At 70.8% G+C, this 17,721-nt stretch carries 8 protein-coding genes; 3 read left to right on the plus strand and 5 right to left on the minus strand.

The genetic code is table 11. The annotated features are described in order from the left end of the window. Positions 1 to 16: 16 nt before the first annotated feature. The 3 genes from ACIQNG_RS18485 to ACIQNG_RS18495 form a co-directional block, all read right to left on the minus strand. On the minus strand, positions 17 to 2,536 hold the full coding sequence (locus ACIQNG_RS18485; RefSeq protein WP_401486141.1) for a hypothetical protein: 2,520 nt from the start codon (positions 2,534 to 2,536) through the stop codon (positions 17 to 19). 13 nt (positions 2,537 to 2,549) lie between these two features. Next, positions 2,550 to 8,051: a DUF6603 domain-containing protein gene (locus ACIQNG_RS18490; protein ID WP_401486144.1), complete on the minus strand. Its 5,502-nt coding sequence runs from the start codon at positions 8,049 to 8,051 to the stop codon at positions 2,550 to 2,552. Between the two features lie 211 nt (positions 8,052 to 8,262). Beyond that, positions 8,263 to 9,474, minus strand: coding sequence for a hypothetical protein (locus tag ACIQNG_RS18495; protein WP_401486146.1), 1,212 nt, complete (start codon positions 9,472 to 9,474; stop codon positions 8,263 to 8,265). 669 nt (positions 9,475 to 10,143) lie between these two features. Here ACIQNG_RS18495 and ACIQNG_RS18500 point away from each other — a divergent pair. Genes ACIQNG_RS18500 through ACIQNG_RS18510 form a run of 3 tightly spaced genes read left to right on the plus strand, consistent with a single transcriptional unit; the run spans position 10,144 to position 12,532 of the window. Beyond that, a complete protein-coding gene (locus ACIQNG_RS18500; protein WP_401486148.1) occupies positions 10,144 to 11,013 on the plus strand; it encodes a metalloregulator ArsR/SmtB family transcription factor in 870 nt (289 codons plus the stop codon). Beyond that, positions 11,010 to 11,609: a dihydrofolate reductase family protein gene (locus ACIQNG_RS18505; RefSeq protein ID WP_401486150.1), complete on the plus strand. Its 600-nt coding sequence runs from the start codon at positions 11,010 to 11,012 to the stop codon at positions 11,607 to 11,609. The genes ACIQNG_RS18500 and ACIQNG_RS18505 overlap by 4 nt, the downstream gene beginning before the upstream one ends. Before the next feature lie 26 nt (positions 11,610 to 11,635). Continuing rightward, positions 11,636 to 12,532: an amidohydrolase family protein gene (locus ACIQNG_RS18510; RefSeq protein WP_401424910.1), complete on the plus strand. Its 897-nt coding sequence runs from the start codon at positions 11,636 to 11,638 to the stop codon at positions 12,530 to 12,532. Between the two features lie 139 nt (positions 12,533 to 12,671). On the opposite strand, the gene ACIQNG_RS18515 is transcribed toward ACIQNG_RS18510, so the two are convergent. Beyond that, the gene (locus ACIQNG_RS18515) at positions 12,672 to 14,747 is read right to left on the minus strand and encodes an SWIM zinc finger family protein (protein WP_401486152.1); all 2,076 of its coding nucleotides are present in this window, start codon (positions 14,745 to 14,747) and stop codon (positions 12,672 to 12,674) included. Beyond that, on the minus strand, positions 14,744 to 17,713 hold the full coding sequence (locus ACIQNG_RS18520; RefSeq protein WP_401486154.1) for an SNF2-related protein: 2,970 nt from the start codon (positions 17,711 to 17,713) through the stop codon (positions 14,744 to 14,746). Before ACIQNG_RS18520 ends, ACIQNG_RS18515 begins: the two co-directional genes overlap by 4 nt. Positions 17,714 to 17,721 lie beyond the last annotated feature (8 nt).

Here is a 17,721-nt window from a genome sequence, read left to right on the forward strand (position 1 = left end):
TGTGCTGGCCTTCGTCTCAGGATGCCGGGCGGGGTTGGACGCTGAAAGTCCGCCGCTGGGCCGCATTGATCATCTGAATGGCGAACTCGCTCGGCGTGAGGGCGTCCGTGCCGGTGCCGCCGGAGTCCATCAGCGCGTGCTGGAGGAGGGCGGTCCGCAGCTTCTTGGCCAGTTCGGTGACCTTGAGGACGTTGTCCGGACCGTCCGCGGGCGTGGACCTCAGCAGAGAGCGGAGCTTCTCGGTGCCGGCGTCGGGGTATTGAGAGGTGCTCTCCTCGCCGACGGTGCCCTTGAGACGCCGCAGGCGGATGACACCGTCATCCAGGGGGTCGTCGGTCTGGCCGCTGGAGGGTTCGTCGATGCCGAAGTGGAGGCCCTGGGCGGGCTCGGCCAGCTCGACCCGGCCGGGTACGCCGTCGATGAGGACCAGCAGCACATCCCGGGCGAGTTCCTCACGGCGGACGACCGGCAGGGGTGTCTCCGGCGTTCCGGTGCCGGGCTTCGGCTCCTGAGCGGCGAGGTAGGGGCGGACTTCCAGGGCCGGCCAGCCGGTCACCAGCTGCGAGCGGATCAGCAGTCCGGTCATCGGGGCAGGCGGGGCCAGCAGGTCCTTGAAGAGGTGCTTGTCACATTCCAGGTCGAAGTCACGGGCGAGGCCGACGCTCAGGGCGCCTTCCACCGCGGTGGTGATCCAGTCCTGGTCCAGGTGGAAGAACCGTACGCTTTCCGGCGGCAGCATCCGCGCGTCCGGCACCAGATGAGGGAACGGCACGCCTTCCAGGCGGCGCAGCCCGGCCAGCCAGTTCCGCACCAGAAGGCCGTCCTCGCCGCCCTCGACGGTGATGTCCCGTACGTGCTCACCACCGTTCTCGCCGGTACGTCCGGGCCGGTCGCCGGCCGGTGCGGGCCCGGTGGTGCCGGTGAGGCCCGACAAGGCGCTCTCCAGGCACGCGCGCAGATCCGGGTCCGTGCGCAGCAGCTCTCCGGTGATCCGGGCGGTCACCGGGAGTCTCGTCGCCAGCGGGGGCGGGGACACGACCGGCACTGCCGTGCCGCTTCTCCCGGCGGTGGAGGTGGGGGCGTCGGCCCAGGCCCGGGCCAGAGCGGGAGCCCCGGCGGTCACCAGCGCCTCCAGCCGGGCCCGGGCACCTCCCCGTGGGGCACCGGCTCGTCCGTCGCCGAGCGGTCCGTTCGCGTCCGGCGCCGACGCGGACCGTGATTCCTCCAGATACGTGCGGGCAAGGTCATGGGCCTTGGCCCGCACCCGCAGGAGCGCCGCACACATCTCACGGTCGGCGAGCGCCACACCACGCCCGGCGGTGAACGCCACCGCGAGAGACACGTCGAAGATGCCGTACCGCGCCAGATGGATCAGTGCCTGCGCCGCGCACCGCCGCCGCTCCTCGTCCGACCGCGGCTTCGCGTGCACCGGTGTGAAGGGGCCCCGGTACCAGCCGAACGTCATCCGCCCCCACTCGGTACGGCACGCCAGCGGGAGGTAGCCCTCCTCCAGCCGGGCGAGGACCTCCTTCTGTTCGGTGCCCACCGCGCGCCGCCCGTTGGAGGGCACCGCCAGCAGCAGTCCGGACCCGTCCGCCCCCTTGGCGGGCAGGAAATTCTCCGTCAGGGCGGCGAACCCGGGCGAGTGATCGGGCAGGGTCTCGAACGCGGACGACCACAACGACACCAGCCGCAGCTTCTCCGCCTTCCCCTTGTAGCCTTCGTCACCGGTGGGGAGGCGGTCCAGCCAGCCCTCCAGCGACACCAGGTGCGCCACATAGCGACCGCCGGCCGCCCGCGGCAGGCGGGACGAGACCATCACCGCGTAGTCACCGATCACGATCTCGTCCAGCGAACGGAACGCCTGCTGGTACTGCTCGTTGACGCGCCGCAGATGCGTGAGATGGTGCAGCTCCTGCCGCTGCGGCGCGAGTGCGTGGAAGACGGCGGCGTCCACCAGAATGGTCCGGCACAGCTCGTTCTTGTCGTCGACGGGGTTGGCCGTCAGATCGACGTCGGGCAGGATCACACCGCTGCCGTCGCCGGGGTGGCGGGGACCCTTCTCCCCCGCGGTGATCTCGGGCGCGGTGCGCTGCTCCGTGGTGCCGAAACAGTGCGGGTCCTCGGCCAGTTCTCCTTCCGCGAACAGCAGCAGAGCCATCCACGGCAGCCTGTCGGCGGGCTTGGTCTCGGCGGAGGCGATGTCCCGTTCCCAGGGGAGCGTCGGCCGGTTCAAGGTGACGTGCGGCAGCACGGTCGAATACAGGCCCACCGAGCCGTCGGGCGGGTAGAAGCCGTGCATCCACTCCGGCTGTAGAGCGAACCGCGGGGCGCGCACCTCGACGGCCTGGGTGACCGGATTCTTCTCGGTGGGCAGGTAAGGCTGATGCGCGTCGTCGACGCTTGTGCCGTTCTTCGTCAGCGTCTGCCAGGCGCTGAGGGTGTAGACGCCGGCGGCCAGTTCGGGGACGAGGTGGTCGACGAACTCGACGGCCAGGCTGGGGTCGGGGTCGCTCAGGTACTCGGGCGCGATCACAGAGGGGGTGTCCTTACTTGACGGGCGCCGGCACGGTCACCGCGAGCGCCATCGGTTCATCGTCGAGTTCCGCTGACGCGCCGGGTGAGCCGTCGTGCAGGGGGACGGTCTCGTCAAGCAGGATCGGCTCCGGCCCGGAGGTGTCGACGACCGTGATCCCCTTGACGCCCTTCAGGGCGACGAACAGCCGGCCTCCGTCCGGGCTCGCGGCCAGCGCGAGCGGCTGGTCGCCGACCCACACCGGGTCACCGACCGGGCGGATCTTCTTCGCGTCGGTGACCGAGGTGTCGAACACCGAGACCGTCCCGCTGACCGGGCTGGCCACGAACAGACGCGTCCCGTCGGCGGACACGGTCAGCGCGTTCGGGTCCGTTCCCGTGGGCAGGGTCGCGACGACCACCCCCTGGTCCACGGCGACCACGGACACGGTCGCGCACCGGTCGTTGACCGCGTACACCCACCGTCCCTTCGGGTCCACGGCCAGTCGGGCCGGTCGTGGCCCCGCCGCCCACTTCGTGCTCCTGTCGGGATTGGTCGAGGTGGCGTTCTTCCAGACATAGATCGTGTCTTGGTCCTGGTCGCAGACGTAGATCTCGGGGTTCGCGGGATCCTGATTCCCGGCCGCGACCGCCACGTCCCGGGGCGACTGCGACGGATACGTTCCGTTCGACACCCCTTTGGTGGCGGTTCCCTTGGCCGGATCCATGGTGACGATGACGACCTGGTTGTCACCGATACCGAGGACATAGGCCGACTTGGCGTCCGGGCTGAAGGCCACCCCACCGGTCCGCTTGGGGAACCACGGGTCCTGCGCTCCGGTCCAGGTCCTCGTCTTCCCAGGTGGGTTCGCGCTGATGTCGATCAGCTCGATGTGCTGGTCGTCCCGTACGTCGAGAACCGTGGTCCCGGACGGATCGATGGCCAGGAAGTTGACGTCCTCCTTGGCGACGTTGCCGATCTGATCGCTGGAGGCCACGGTCAGACTGTCGGTGTCGATACAGATCAGTCGGCCTGAGCGGCCCAGCGCGTACAGGCGCGGCCCGGGAGGGGTCGGCTCGACCTCGATGTCCGGCTCTTTCCGCTCGGTCGTGGTGTCACCGGACACCAGGGGATCGAGCGGGTCCAGGGCATCGTTGAAACCGGGGCTGACTCCCAGGTAGGCCATGGCCTCAAACAGTCGCCTGCGCGCCCATGCCACGTTCTGCGTCTGCTCGCCGGTACCGCCGACGTACAAGTCGGCCGTCGGCCGGCCGGCCTCCTCCGGTGTGCGCTCCGCTCGGGCGGGCGGGGGAACGGTGCCGCTCGTCCGGTGAGCGGCTGATTCGGCGAGCAACTGTTCCGCGTCGGCCGTGGGCGGTACGGAGACCTTGGCGAGAGGGCGGAGGGGAAGGGGTCCGTCGGGGAAGCGGTCGTCGTGGAGGAGCGTGCCGGCCATGACCTTGCCGGGGGAGGTTCCCTGGTGCGGGAGAGGCAGCCGGAGGTTGACGCCGGTGAGCTGGCCGGAGACCTGACGGTCGCTCCCGGACCCCAGGTCACCCTGGTAGCGGCTCCACAGCGCGGCCGGCAGGTTGGACAGTACCTTCGTGTCGCTGTCCTTCGTGTACCGCCAGGCGGACAGGTCCTGGGTGACCTGCTTGTTCTTGACGGTGCGCGACAGGGTGAGGGTGAGTTCGGACCGCAGGTCCTCGCCGCTCCCGCGGAGCAGCCTGATGTCCGCGCGGGACGCACCTGCGATCGTGGCCGGGTCGCCCTCGGCGCGGCTGAGGCGGACGCTGGTGGACGGGACGACGGTCCGCACGGTCCACGAGAACACGCCCGGCGCGACCACCCACGGCGGCTGCTTCGCGTCGTCGGCGCTGGGGGCGGCGGCACCGGGGACGGGGATGAGACCGTCGGTGACCGACAGCTTCACGGCCTGCCCGGCCGGCAGATGCCGGCGGAACTCGTCCCAGGTCGCCGCCCGGTCGGCCAGCTTGCGGTCGTCCCCGAAGTCGATGGTGACGTCGATGAACCACAGGTGCACGGTGACGAATCCGGCGGTCGGCGGACCCCACAGCCCCAGTGTGGCGCCCACCTCGACCTTGATCGTCTCCCGTACCAGCCACAGGTCGAGTACGTAGGAGACACCGATGCTGATCTCGATGCGGGCGTCGAACCGGAACGGCGAGAACTCGATCAGCAGGTCCGCGCCCGCGACGAGCCAGGCGTGCAGGTCCCCGGAGCGGTAGTGCACCTCCAGTCGGCCGCCCGCCATGATCGCACCGGGGGTGAGCGCGAAGTAGGCCCGCCCGCTCATCGTCAGTCCGGGCAGGATGGGCCAGTTGAAGCCGAGCGCGGGCACTCTCGGGTAGTGGGCGGGGACCGCGTACTTGGGGTGGTAGCCGCCCAGGGTGACGACGAAGTCTCCCCGGTGGGCGTCGTCGAACCACAGGTAGAACGCGAACCCTCCGGTCAGTACGCAATGCTCGTCGATCACGAAGGAGCCGGGGGCGAGCTGCGCCGTCGCCTTGAGGATCTGCTCGCTGCCCCGGTACGTGACCGACATGCCGAGCTTCGCCTGCGCGTACTTCGCGAGCCCCGCGCCCTTGGGGAAGGCGGCTTCGGCCGTGCCGAGCAGGGAGACCGCGAAGTCGTCGCCCACCTCCAGCGTCAGCAGGGCCTGGCAGTCGATGAACTCGAACAGCTGGAAGCCCAGTCCGGCGGCGAACCACAACTGGCCCACCGCGGGCCGTACCCAGGCGTCCTTGCCGCCACTCATCAGCGTGTCGAGGGCCTTGAGCGGATCGGTGTCGGTGAAGTCCTTGAGGAACGGGAAGTCGAAGACCTTGTCCGCCTCGGGCACCCGTACCGATGTGTTGTAGCCGAACCCCGCCATCAGCGCCGTCAGCTTGACGGGCGGCGGACCGCCGAACTGGCCGGTGGCCTTTCCGAACACGAACATCGACGGTGCCCCGTCGTTCGTGGGACAGGCGTAGGCGCCGAGCGCGGTGAGCCCGAACGACTTCACCGACACCACCACCGCGCCCTTGACCAGCGGGTTGTACGCTGTGGTCGGCTGGTTGACCAGCGCGCCCATCAGCGTCAGCGGGGAGCGGTCGTAGCTCAGGCTCAGCCCGTCCAGCCGGAACTTCAGATCGGCGGGTGTCTTGATCGGTACGCCGATGCCCAGCCCCAGCACCCCGAGCGTCAGACCCGCCATGCCCAGACTGGCCTCGAAGAGCACCCACACGGTGTTCGCCGCATAGCTGACGCCGGCCCGCTCCAGCCGCAGCGGCCCGAGCGCCTTGTGCACATCCACCCACGCCACCAGCGGGGCCGACATCCCGCCCCCGGCGCCTACGGTGGCGAGGGCGGGCGTGTCCGGCTCGACCACGGTCTGCGTGTCGCCGCCCACGACGAGTTCGCGCTGCTTGGGTGCGCTCGCGGGAGGGCGTACGGACACGGAGGTGGCGGTGGTGGTGCCGGGCAGCAGGACATCGACACCGAACGCGGTGCCCTTGGGCAGCTGGTCGTCCGGCAGCCGTGGCAGGCCCGTCTGCCCCGCGCTGGTGATCGCCCGGTTCACGGCGTCGAGGGCCGCGTTGAGCTGCTTGAGCTGGGGCGCCTTGTACGACTGGGGCGCGTACAGCACGCTCAGCCCCACCAGGCGCAGGTCCCGGTCCTTGGGGACGGCGTCCTTGAGCAGCGGTACCTGGGTCAGGCCCGCGTCGACCGTGATCCCGGCGCGCAGCACCCACAGCCGCTCCCCGCCTTTGTCCTTCGGATAGACCATGACGACAGTCAGGGACGGGGCGAGCTTTCCGGCAGCGAGATGGAGCACCAGCGACTTGGTCTTGGTGGAGTAGCCCAGGACGATGCCCTTCAGGCTCGCGGCCCCGTCCAGCCACTCGGAGACGCCCGATGTGTCGTCCACCCCCACCAGCTTCACCAGGTCCGCGATCGTCACCCCATGGGCTTCGGCGCAGGTCGCGGTGAACTCCCCCTTCTCCACATCGCCCGACAACGCGAAGGTGAGCGCGCGTGACTTGCCCGCGCTGTCAGGGACCTGGAGCACCAACTGGGCGTTGAACGTGCGCTTCCAGACACCGCCCTGCTGCTGGGTCATCACGGCGGTGACGGACAGTTGGGCGTCGATGTCTCCCAGCGGCATACGGGCCTGGGCGTCCAGCGTGACCGTCTTGGCGTCGCCCGTGCTGAACGAGACACCCAGTCGGTCCAGCGTGACGTCTTTGAGAACCGGCGGGGCGTCCGCGCCGAACATGTGGAACAGGTCCGCAGGCTTGACGCCGATGGCCTCCCCGCTGAACTTCCATACGTTGTGGTCTCGTTCGCCGGTCAAGGCCACTTTGCCGTCGCCGATCTTCCACGCGCACTCCAGCGTCGCGTTCGTGGACGATCCCGACTTCCTGATCTCCACGTACACCTCGGCCAGGCTCTTGACCGGGTCGATCGAGATGTCGGAGGCGACCCGGACGCCCAGCGCCACGGGGTAGGGCTTGCTGGTGTCCAGTGAGAAGAACAGTTCCTTGACCCGCAGCCCCTTCAGCTGATCGAGTCCGAGATCGGCGTTGAACGCCTGGAGCAGGGTGTCCAGCGACACGTCCTGCTCCAGACGCCCGCTGAGCACGCCCCGCGGCAGCTGGGCGCTGACGTTCATCGTGACGCCCTGCACCACGGTGATCCGGCCGCCCACCATCGTGCGCGGGGTCTTCGACCTGTTGGTGATCTCGAACTGGGCCCGCGGGTCGGCCACCGTGAAGCCATCGGTGATCTTCCAGGATCCGGACGAGGTGACCAGCGGGAAGACCTCGGTGAGCGCGCCCTTGCCGTCGGCCGCGGTGCGGGGCAGCCGCGCCATCACCCGCAGGTCCGTCAAAGACACACCGCCGGAGGTATCCCACGGCACCGTGAACCCCTGCCCCACACCGGCCCATGTGCCGAGGCCGGCCAGATCGTCCAGGTCTTTCAGCGGGACCGGGGCGAAGTCGCCCATAAGGGTCCAGCCCTCCCCCGCCATCGGCTGCGTCCCCCACACATACGGGTGCGGTCCGCTGCCCGGTGAGGGGAACTCCGTGAGTTCCACGCCCAGTCCGGCCGCGCCGGTGGTCCGGCTGCCCTGCTCGGCCACGGCCAGAACCAGATGCAGTCGGCTCTTGCCCAACTGCTGAAGCGCGGTGGGATCAACCTTGAGATGACCGGCGGGAAGCGACCAGTCGTCCACGGCGAAGCGCATCCGGACACCGGTGACCACCTTTCCCGAGGAGTCGGGCACGAAAACGGCCCGGAAGGGGAAGGGGCCCTGCTTCACACCCTTGGGTCCACCCAACTGGGCCTCACCCTCCAGCGTCAGATCCTGAGGGCTGCCCTGCGCGGAATCGACGGTCAGTGTGCCGTTCGGCAGATGTGTATCGAACAGGGAACGGCCTTCGGAGATACCGAGTTCCTCGCCCGACAGCACGAACGAAGCGCCCGCCAGTTTCTCCTTGAGTTTCTCGACCGTCAGTCTTTCACCCACGACACTCTCGCCTCTCCTACGGAAAAGTCTTCGGCCCCTCGCGGAGCACGCACGGCACAGAAAGGAATCCGGTGCCCGGGCGATCCCCCGGCCCGTTTCCGCCGCACAGCATCGCGATCAGCGCGCAAACCACCGCGGCGAACTGCGGTCAACCACACATGCGGGACACCTGCGGACCGGCTACACGCACACTGCGGAGCCGTACCACATCTCAGAATCTCAGCATGGGCACCACCATCTGCGCCAGGGCCGCCACGGGAGTGACCGTTGTAGTGCCCCCCCATCCTGAGATCAACATTCCGATCGGACGCCTCAAGTCATCGAAGACGAATGAGCCAGAATCGCCCGGAATGCTGAAGCACTCCACATGCTGACCGTTGATCGTCTGATAGTAACCCGAGCTCGGCGCGACAGTGATCGTGAACTGCTGGACGAAATAGAATGAGGTGAAAACGAACTCATTCCGCGAGTTAATAGTGGACCCGTTGACCTGAACGTCAACATTCACATGGGCGAGCGCGCCGCCGGTCCGACCGCTGAACGGTCCACACTTCGACACCGGTAGCGCCGACGCGGGTGGGTTTGCCGGGGAGATGCGGAGAGACGGGCCGTAAGCCTCCGTCGCGAATCCCCCTGGGCCGTTGGGATCCACGTTCAGAAATCCTCTTAATACAAAATCCGGGATCGCGATCCTGGCTACCGCAACGTCCACAAAGTTGACCATGTTCGTCTGAGGGACCCAGGGTGTGAGAGGCACGACCTCGATGTGATTGGCGATCGCCTGCGGGTCGGCGGATTGTTCGGGTTGATGAACGTCGTGCCATCGGTTGAACGCCGGCCCCACCACGTGATTCTGGGCGAGTACGTGATTGCAGGACACCAGCCATGCATCGCCCTGCTGGTCCTGGAGCGTGGTGCCCATTGTGCCTGCCGGCCACCAGCCCACCTGTCCTGGCACGTACATGGGTGGCTGCGTCCGGTCGTCCTTGCATCCGAGAGGATTGGGGGTGATGGGCGTCGAGCCGCAGACGGGACGGCGGTGCAGATTCGGCCACTGCTGCTGCTTCTGCACGTCGGTGACGTACAGTTCGAATTCAAGCGTGTCGGCGATGCTTTTCCCCAGAAGCGAATCGAGAGCCGCCTTCATCTCCTTGCGGTCCATTTTCTTCAGGACGTAGATGACGAGCCGGTATTTTCCTCCAGGAGCGGCGGGGAGACCGATACCCACTCCGTGAGCGTTGCCCAGTCCGCTGCGGTCCGTGCGCTTCTCGATCGGCCCGCGCACTCTGATCGCCTTGCTCACCTTCTCCTTGATCCCGGCCAGGGTGGCCATCGCGTCCTTGGAGATCTCCTGATCCCGGCCCTCCGGCCCGCTGCCGTCCGACGGGTCACCCATAAAAATCTCCTCCTCCTGATGGATCACGGGTCATGGGAAACAGGCAGGCACGCACCGGCGGGGGCTTGCCCGGGTGGACACACCTGAGTGACGCCCGCCGTCCGAACCGGCGGACAGAGGGCTGGCGGACAAGGGGCCGGCGAAGTGCGGTCACACGACGGCCCGGCCTGGCCGCATTCGGTCCGGGGACCGTGCGCTGCAGTACCAGCCGCTCAACTGACGGTACGTACAGACACGTTGGCACCGCTCGGGCGGTTGGACGGCGGCTGTCGTGGGGAAAGGCTTGTGCGGTCCGGTCGCGCGCAGTGGGACGGCGCGCCTCTGTCGCACGGTCGATGAGCGAGCGGCACATGCACTGGAGGTCCCGTCCCATCGGGCGACAGCCAGTAGAAGGACTCGATGGGTCCGCTGCACTTCCCGGACCCGGGGGCCGTCCCGCAGACGCGAGACAGCCGACCAGAACGCCGGACCACGACGCCCAGAACCAGCGCGGGGGCCGGGGCGCTGACCACCCAAGGTTCTCGTGGTGACTCGTCGGCGAGCCTAATGGCAGCGAACGCCCCAGATGAATCTGAAACCGGGTTTCGTTCCCAATGTCACCTTCCTGAGTGAGGATCTGCCGTCAGGCTCACGCGGCACCGGCGAGCTCCAGATATTCCTTGACGCGAATATTCGTTGTGGTGAATACTTTGACGCATGGACGAACTCCTCGCCGCCCTCGGCGACCCCGCGCGCCGGCGGCTCGTGTCGCTGCTGGCCGAACGGCCCCGTTCGGTCGGGGTGCTCGCGCAGCTCGCCGGGGCGCGGCAGCCGCAGACCACCAAGCATCTTCAGACACTGGAGCGTGCCGGAGTCGTCGTCTCCCAGCGATCGGGCCAGCGCCGTGTCTACGCCGTCCGGTCCACCGCTCTGCGTGAACTGGCGGCGGCGCTCGGCGCTCTCGCCGACAGCGCGGAGCGGGCCGGCGGCGCGCAGGAGACGTACGAGCGCTACGGGCGCGGTCTGGACACCGAGCGGCTCGCGGCGCAGGGGGCGGGGTGGGCCGACGGCCGGTCCTTCGGCTTCCGTCGTTCACTCGCCGCCCCGCCCGAGGTGGTGTGGCGGCATCTGACGGATGTCTCGCTGCTGGGCCGCTGGTGGACTCCGGACGATCTACGGGTCTCCGAGCTGGTCTTCGAGGCACGGCCGGGCGGGCGGATCGTCCTGGAGTACCGCGAGGCCGAGGACACCGGCGACTCCGATCCGGCCGCCGGTCGGGCCGAGGGGACCGTGGAGGGCGTACGCGCCGACGAGCGCCTCGCCTACCGGCTCTCCCCGCTGCTGCCCGACGGCACCCCGGCGTTCACGGCCCAGGTCGAACTGGACCTGCGTCCCGCCGGTTCCGGCACGGACCTCGACGTCCACTGGCGGCTCGCCGACAGCACGGTCGACGCCGCGGACTTCGTCGCCGGCATCGAGATCGGCTTTGGGCAGAGCCTCGACAAGCTGGCGACAGCGACAGCGACAGCAGTGACACATGTAGACACAGACATCGACACGGACACGGACACAGGGAGTGCGTCATGAACGGTTCTGGCGGGCGCAGGGTTTCCGCGAATCTGGCCCTCAGCCTCGACGGGCGTTACCACGGGCCCGGCGGACCGGGCGACTTCGGGATGTTCCTGCCCTATGTCGCCACCGACGTCGCGCGGGACCAGTTGACCCGCGTCTGGGAGGGGGCGACGACCGCCGTGCTCGGGCGGGGCAACGCCGAGGGGTTCCTGGGCTATTGGCCGTCGGTCGCCGATGACGAGAGCGCCGATCCACGGGACCGCGGGTACGCGAAGTGGCTGGTCGGGGTCGAGAAGGTGGTTCTGTCGACCACGCTCACCTCGGCGCCGTGGGACCACGCGCGGGTGGTGAACGCCCCGGCGGCGGAGGTCGTCACCACCCTCAGGGCGAAAGGTGAGGGTGACATCCTCGTCAACAGCAGCCCCAGCGTCATCAAGCCGCTGCTGGCGGCCGACCTGATCGACCGGCTCTGCCTCATGGTGGTCCCCGAGATCGCCGGAGGCGGCCCGCGACTGTTCGAGGACGGCCTCCCGGGGACACGGTGGAGCCTCACGCACCAGGAGTCGGGGAAGCTGGGTGAGTCGGCGCTGGTCTACGACCGGGTGCGCTGAGGCCGGTCGAGGGGAGGGAGAGGAACATGAGCGAAGCACAGCGGTCGGGGACCGAGGCGGCCGATGTCCGCGCGTTCCGGGAGCGGCTCGGACTGCCGGGGCTCATCGATGTGCACACCCACTTCATGCCCGAACGCGTCCTGCGCAAGGTCTGGGACTACTTCGAGGCGCTCACCCCGGGGACCGACGGCGTGGCATGGCCCATCACCTACCGCGCCGAGGAGACCGAACGTCTTAAGGTGCTGCGCGGCTTCGGAGTCCGCGCGTTCACCTCCATGCTGTACCCCCACAAGGCGGACATGGCCGAGTGGCTCAACGGCTGGGCCGCCGACTTCGCCCGCCGCACCCCGGACTGTCTGCACACCGCGACCTTCTTCCCCGAACCGGGCGTCGCGTCCTACGTCAGGGACGCGCTCGACTCCGGCGCCCGGGTGTTCAAGGCGCATGTGCAGGTGGGGGCGTACGATCCGGCCGACGACGCGCTCGACCCCGTCTGGGGGCTGCTGGCCGAGAGCGGCACCCCCGTCGTCATCCACTGCGGTTCAGGTCCCATGCCCGGCAAGCACACCGGTCCCGAACCGATCGGCCGGATCCTCGCCCGGCACCCCCGACTGCCGCTGATCGTCGCGCACATGGGGCTGCCCGAGTACGAGGACTTCCTCGGCCTCGCCGAGCGCTATCCACGGGTGCATCTGGACACGACGATGACCTTCACCGACTTCACCGAACGCCTCGCGCCCTTCCCCCGGCGGGCCCTGCCCCGGCTGGCCGCCCTCGGCGACCGTGTCCTCCTCGGCAGCGACTACCCCAACATCCCTTATCCGTACGTCCATCAGCTCACCGCCCTGGAACGCCTCGGACTCGGTGACGCCTGGCTGCGCGCTGTCTGCCACGACAACGCGGCGCGGCTGTTCGGGGTGTGAGCCGGGCCGTCTGCCGCCGGTGCCGGTACGCGTCGGTCTGTTGCCGGTCGCCCCTTTGTCCATCGGCCCTTTGCCCGTCGGTATGTTGCCCCGTCGGTCTGTTGTGGCCCGTCCACCCGGGTCAGCCCGGTCGAGCCGGTCAGTCGGGGTCCTGTCGGGTGCCGAGGCCGGTGAGGGCGCCGACCGGGTCCAGGTCGGGGGTGCCCCGGGGCCACCAGTCCTCGGCGCCCGGTTCGGACTCGTAGGCGTACCACAGCCCGTCCCGCCCCAGCCGGAGTTGGACATGGCCGCTGGGGTGGGTCAGGCGGTTGCGCCGGGGGCGGAACGCGGGCAGGTCGGCGGCGAGCAGCAGCGGCCGGGCGCGGTCGAAGCGTCCGGCGGGGGGATCCCAGGGCTCCTCCAGGACCGCGAGTCCCTCGTAACCGCCCTGCCGCCATGCCGCCACCGCGCGGGCCAGTTCCGACACGGTCCGTCCGGCGGCCGAGGCCAGTGACGCGTACAGGGCGCGGGTTCCGGCCGTGAGCCCGGAGCCGGGCCGGGCGGCGGCCAGCCGTACCGCGTCCTGCCACAGCGTCAGCTCGGCGACCGGGTCACGGCCGGTGCTCAGCAGGGCGTGCGCGCGGGCGGCGGCGTCGGTCGCGAGTTGATCGAGCGCGAACGGGTCGGGTCCGCCCGGGGCCGCCGGGTAGGCGGGCGGGTGCCCGGGGTGCGGCGGCACCGGCAACGGGGGCGGCAGCGGGGGTCGTACGCGCCGGGCGAAGGCGTCGCCGGCGCGCACCCCGGGCTGGTCCGCGGGGGCGCGCTCCTGGGCGGCACGGGCCGCGCGGGCGGCGCTGCGGCGGGACAGCGCGTCGAGCAGTTCACGTTCCCCGCGACCGCGCAGCAGGAGCAGCACGAAGGGGTCGGCGTCGAGCAGGCGCGCCGTTTGGTAGCAGAGCGCGGCGGCGTGCTTGCAGGGGTGGGCGCGGTCGGGGCAACTGCACTGGGGGTCGAGTTCACCGGGGCCCGGCAGTAGGCGGACCTCGCCCTCGGCCAGGGCCTGCGGCATCTCCTTGTCGAGCAGTGCCGCGATGTGTCCCGGCCGCTCGGCCGCCGCGTCCAGGAACCGCTCCCAGTCCGGGTCCTCCAGTGTCCGCAGCCGTACCTGCACCCGGTACGGCCGGGGCCGGCTGCCCCGCACATACGCCAGCACCAGGCCCGGCGTCACGGTGATCGCGTCCACGTTCCCGCGCTCGGCGTAGCCGCGTCCCCGAGCCAGCCGCGCGGGGTCCAGCGCCCCCTCCTCCAGGGCTCGCACCCAGGCGTGACCCCACCAGGTCGCCGCCAAGCCGCCGCCGTTGTCGTCAGCGTCAGCGTCAGCGTCAGCGTCAGCGGGGAGCGCCGGGAAGGCGGGGAAGGTACGGCGGTGGTCACCGTCCCGGTGCGGGGAGGCCATGGTGCGGGGGGTGTGGGGCTGGGCCCCGGTGGGGTACGGGGATCCCGTGCGGGGCGGCCGGCCGTCGTCGGGCGACGGTTCCTCGTCGGGGTCCGGCTGTACGGCCGCCCCCTTCGGCTCCATGGCGTCCGGCTGTGCCCCTCTCGCCACCTCCGCGATCAACTCCCGCACATCACGGGCACGATTCCTTGAGCCCCCGCCGGCCTCCTCGACGGCACGCGGGGCGGATCCGGGGCGCGTACCTGTACCGGTTCCCGTAGCCGTACAGGTGCCTGTGCCTGTGCCTGTGCCGGAGTCTTCCTCCGGCGGGTCGGCTGCCCTGCGCGCCGAACGCAGCGCTTCCCGTGCGGCATCGGCGGGGGACGAAGGCTTCGACTCGGCCTTCTTCTTCAGGGCTTTCGCCGCCGGGGCTTTCTCCGCCGGAGTCTTCGTCGCCGCAGTCTTTGTCGCCGAGGCCCGCTCGGTGGGGGCTTGTTCTGCGGGGACCTGCTCGGCCGAGGGCTCGTCGGCATGGCTCTCCGCGACGGCGTCGACAGGTCCGCCCTCGGTGTTCTCACCATCCGGCCCCGGCCCCGGACCCGGCTCCGGAGGCGTCCGTGGTTCTCCCGCCCGTCGGGCCTGCACCGCCTCTCTCAAGGCCGCGCGGGCCTCATCACCGGGGCGAGGCCCGACGGAGTTCACGGAACTCACGGCGCCACTGTCTCCGTCGCCGCTCCCTCGCCCCCGCGCGGCCCTCAGCGCCCGGCGGGCCGCGTCGGCGGGCCGCTCGTCCCCGCTCATGACTCCCTCCGCAGGGACACCAGGTCGGACAGCTCCCGGTCGGTCAGTTCCGTGAGGGCCGATTCACCGGAGCCGAGGACGGTGTCGGCCAGGGCGCGCTTGGAGTGGAGCATGTCCGCGATGCGGTCCTCGATCGTGCCCTCGGTGATCAGTCGGTGGACCTGGACGGGCTGGGTCTGGCCGATGCGGTAGGCGCGGTCGGTGGCCTGTTCCTCGACGGCCGGGTTCCACCAGCGGTCGAAGTGGACGACATGGCCGGCCCGGGTGAGGTTCAAGCCGGTGCCCGCGGCTTTCAGGGACAGCACCAGGACCGGGGTGGCGCCGCTCTGGAAGCGGTCCACCATCCGCTCGCGTTCGGGGATGGGTGTGCCGCCGTGCAGCAGGTCGACGGGGATCGCGCGGGCCGACAGGTGGGTGGCGATCAACCGGGCCATGCCCACGTACTGGGTGAACACCAGCGCCGAGCCGTCCTCCGAGAGGAGGGTGTCCAGGAGTTCGTCCAGGAGGGCGAGCTTGCCGGAGCGGGCCGCGAGGTGGTCGGTGGCGGACGAGGGCACGGGGTCGGGGCCGGCGGCCGGGCCGGTCGGGGCCGGGGCGGTGGCGGCTTCCTTGAGATACAGGGCGGGGTGGTCGCAGATCTGCTTGAGCGCGCCCAGGAGCTTCAGCACCAGGCCCCGGCGGGCGATCCCGTCCGCGGTCTCGATCGCCAGCATCGACTCGCGCACCACCGCCTCGTACAGCGCGCCCTGTTCGCGGGTGAGCGGCACCGGGTGGTCGGTCTCGGTCTTCGGCGGCAGTTCGGGGACGATCCCGGGGTCCGACTTCCTGCGGCGGAGCAGGAACGGGCGGACCAGGCGGGCGAGCCGCTGTGCCGCCTCCTCGTCCTCGCCGTTCTCGACCGCGCGGGCGTGGCGGGCGCGGAAGGACTTGAGGGGGCCGAGGAGTCCGGGGGTCGTCCAGTCGAGCAGGGCCCACAGCTCGGAGAGGTTGTTCTCCACGGGGGTGCCGGTGAGCGCCACGCGCGCGGGGGTCGGGATGGTCCGCAGGGCTTTCGCGGTGGCCGAGTACGGGTTCTTCACGTGCTGGGCCTCGTCGGCGACGACCATGCCCCAGCGCCGGTCGGCGAGGGTGGTGGCGGCGGAGCGCATGGTGCCGTAGGTGGTGAGGACGAAGCCGCCGGTGAGGTCGGTCAGGGTGCGGTCGGTGCCGTGGAAGCGGCGGACGGGGACGCCGGGCGCGAAGCGGGTGATCTCGCGCTGCCAGTTGCCGAGGAGGGAGGCGGGGCAGATGACGAGGGTGGGTTCGGGGCGGGCCCGCTTGAGGTGGAGCGCGATGAGGGTGACGGTCTTGCCGAGGCCCATGTCGTCGGCGAGGCAGCCGCCGAGGCCGAGGGAGGTCATCAGGTCGAGCCAGCCGAGGCCGCGCAGTTGGTAGTCCCTAAGGGTGGCGGCGAGGCCGGGCGGTGGTTCGGCGGGGCGTACGCCGTCCGTCAGCCGGTCGCGCAGGGCGGCGAGGGCGCCGACGGGGACGGCCTCGACCGTCTCGCCGTCGATCTCCGCGGCGCCGGTGAGGGCGGCGGACAGGGCGTCGACCGGGTCGAGCAGGCCGAGTTCGCGCTTGCGTGCCTTGCGGACCAGGGCGGGGTCCACGAGCACCCAGCGGTCGCGGAGCCGGACGACCGGGCGGTGGGCCTCGGCCAGGGCGTCCATCTCGGCGTCGCTGAGCGGGTCGCCGCCGAGGGCCAGTTGCCAGCGGAACTGGAGCAGTTCCTCGCTGTCGAAGAATCCGGTGCCGTCGGTCGCGGAGCCCGGCGCGGGCCGTACGACGGCCGCAGCGGTGAGGTCCTGTGCCAGGTCGCGCGGCCAGTGGACGGCGATCCCGGCCGCCGCGAGGCGGGTGGCGGCCACTCCGAGCAGGTCGCCTAGTTCGTCCTCGGACAGGGCCAGTACGTCCGGTACGTCGCGCTCGCTGAGCCGCTCCAGCGGGGGCCATACGCGCGCCGCGCGCCGGACGGCGAGGGCGGCGTCCACGCGCGTGCGCGGTCCGAAGGCGTCGTCGGCGTCGCCCGCCCACAGGGCCGCCGCGTCCGCCACCAGTGTGGGATCGGCCAGGCTGTGCACCTGGACGACGGCGGCGCCGGCTCCCCGCGCGCGTGCCCCGCCGGAGTGTCCGCCGTCGCCGCTGTCGAAGAGGTCGTGGGCGGACAGGTCCAGGCGCAGCGAGATCCGTACGCCCGCGTCCATGCCCGCGGCGACCTCGGCGGCCCAGTCCTGGGCGTCGGGCAGGCGCTGGGGGCGGAGATCGGCGAAGGGCCTGCCCAGCGCGTGCGGGGCCGCGGGGGTGCGGGGCAGGGTGTCGGCCACGGCGTCCAGGAAGGAGCGGAGGACGGCTTCCGGCTCGGGCAGGCGCAGCGGGCCGGTGCCGGGCAGCGGGACAGCGTGGCCCTCGGGCGGGAGCGCGGCGGCGACCGCGCGCAGGTGGGCGATGTCGGACGGGTCGAGCGGGCCCGCGCGCCAGGCGTCGTGTCCGGAGGGGGTGAGGCCGGGCAGCAGGCGGCCCTGTGCGGCCAGGCGCAGCGCGTGCAGGGCGGCGGCGCCCCAGCAGGCGGTGGCGGGGTGGGCCGCGGGGTCGTGGCGGGCCCGGACGAGCAGCGGGAGTGCCGCGCCGAGCGGCAGGACCAGCGCGGGCGCCCGACGGCGTCGTAGCGACGCGCCATGGGGTCGTACGACCGTCAGATCCTCGGTCCGGGCGCCGGGGACCGGGGGTGTTTCGGCGGTCGGGGCGGCGTCGGGGTCCCAGAACGCCATACGGCCCGCGCGGGGCAGGGGCGCGGGGAGGAACACCGCGGCGAGCCGCACCGGCACCTCGCCCGCGGTCAGCACCGCCCCTGCGGTCCCGGAGGTCTCGGCTGTCTCGGAGGTCTTGGCGGTCTCGGCTGACTCGGAGGTCTCGGCTGACTCGGGCATACGTCTGG

Origin of the sequence: Streptomyces sp. NPDC091377 (genome assembly GCF_044757045.1) — a bacterium.
Taxonomy (GTDB): Bacteria; Actinomycetota; Actinomycetes; order Streptomycetales; family Streptomycetaceae; genus Streptomyces.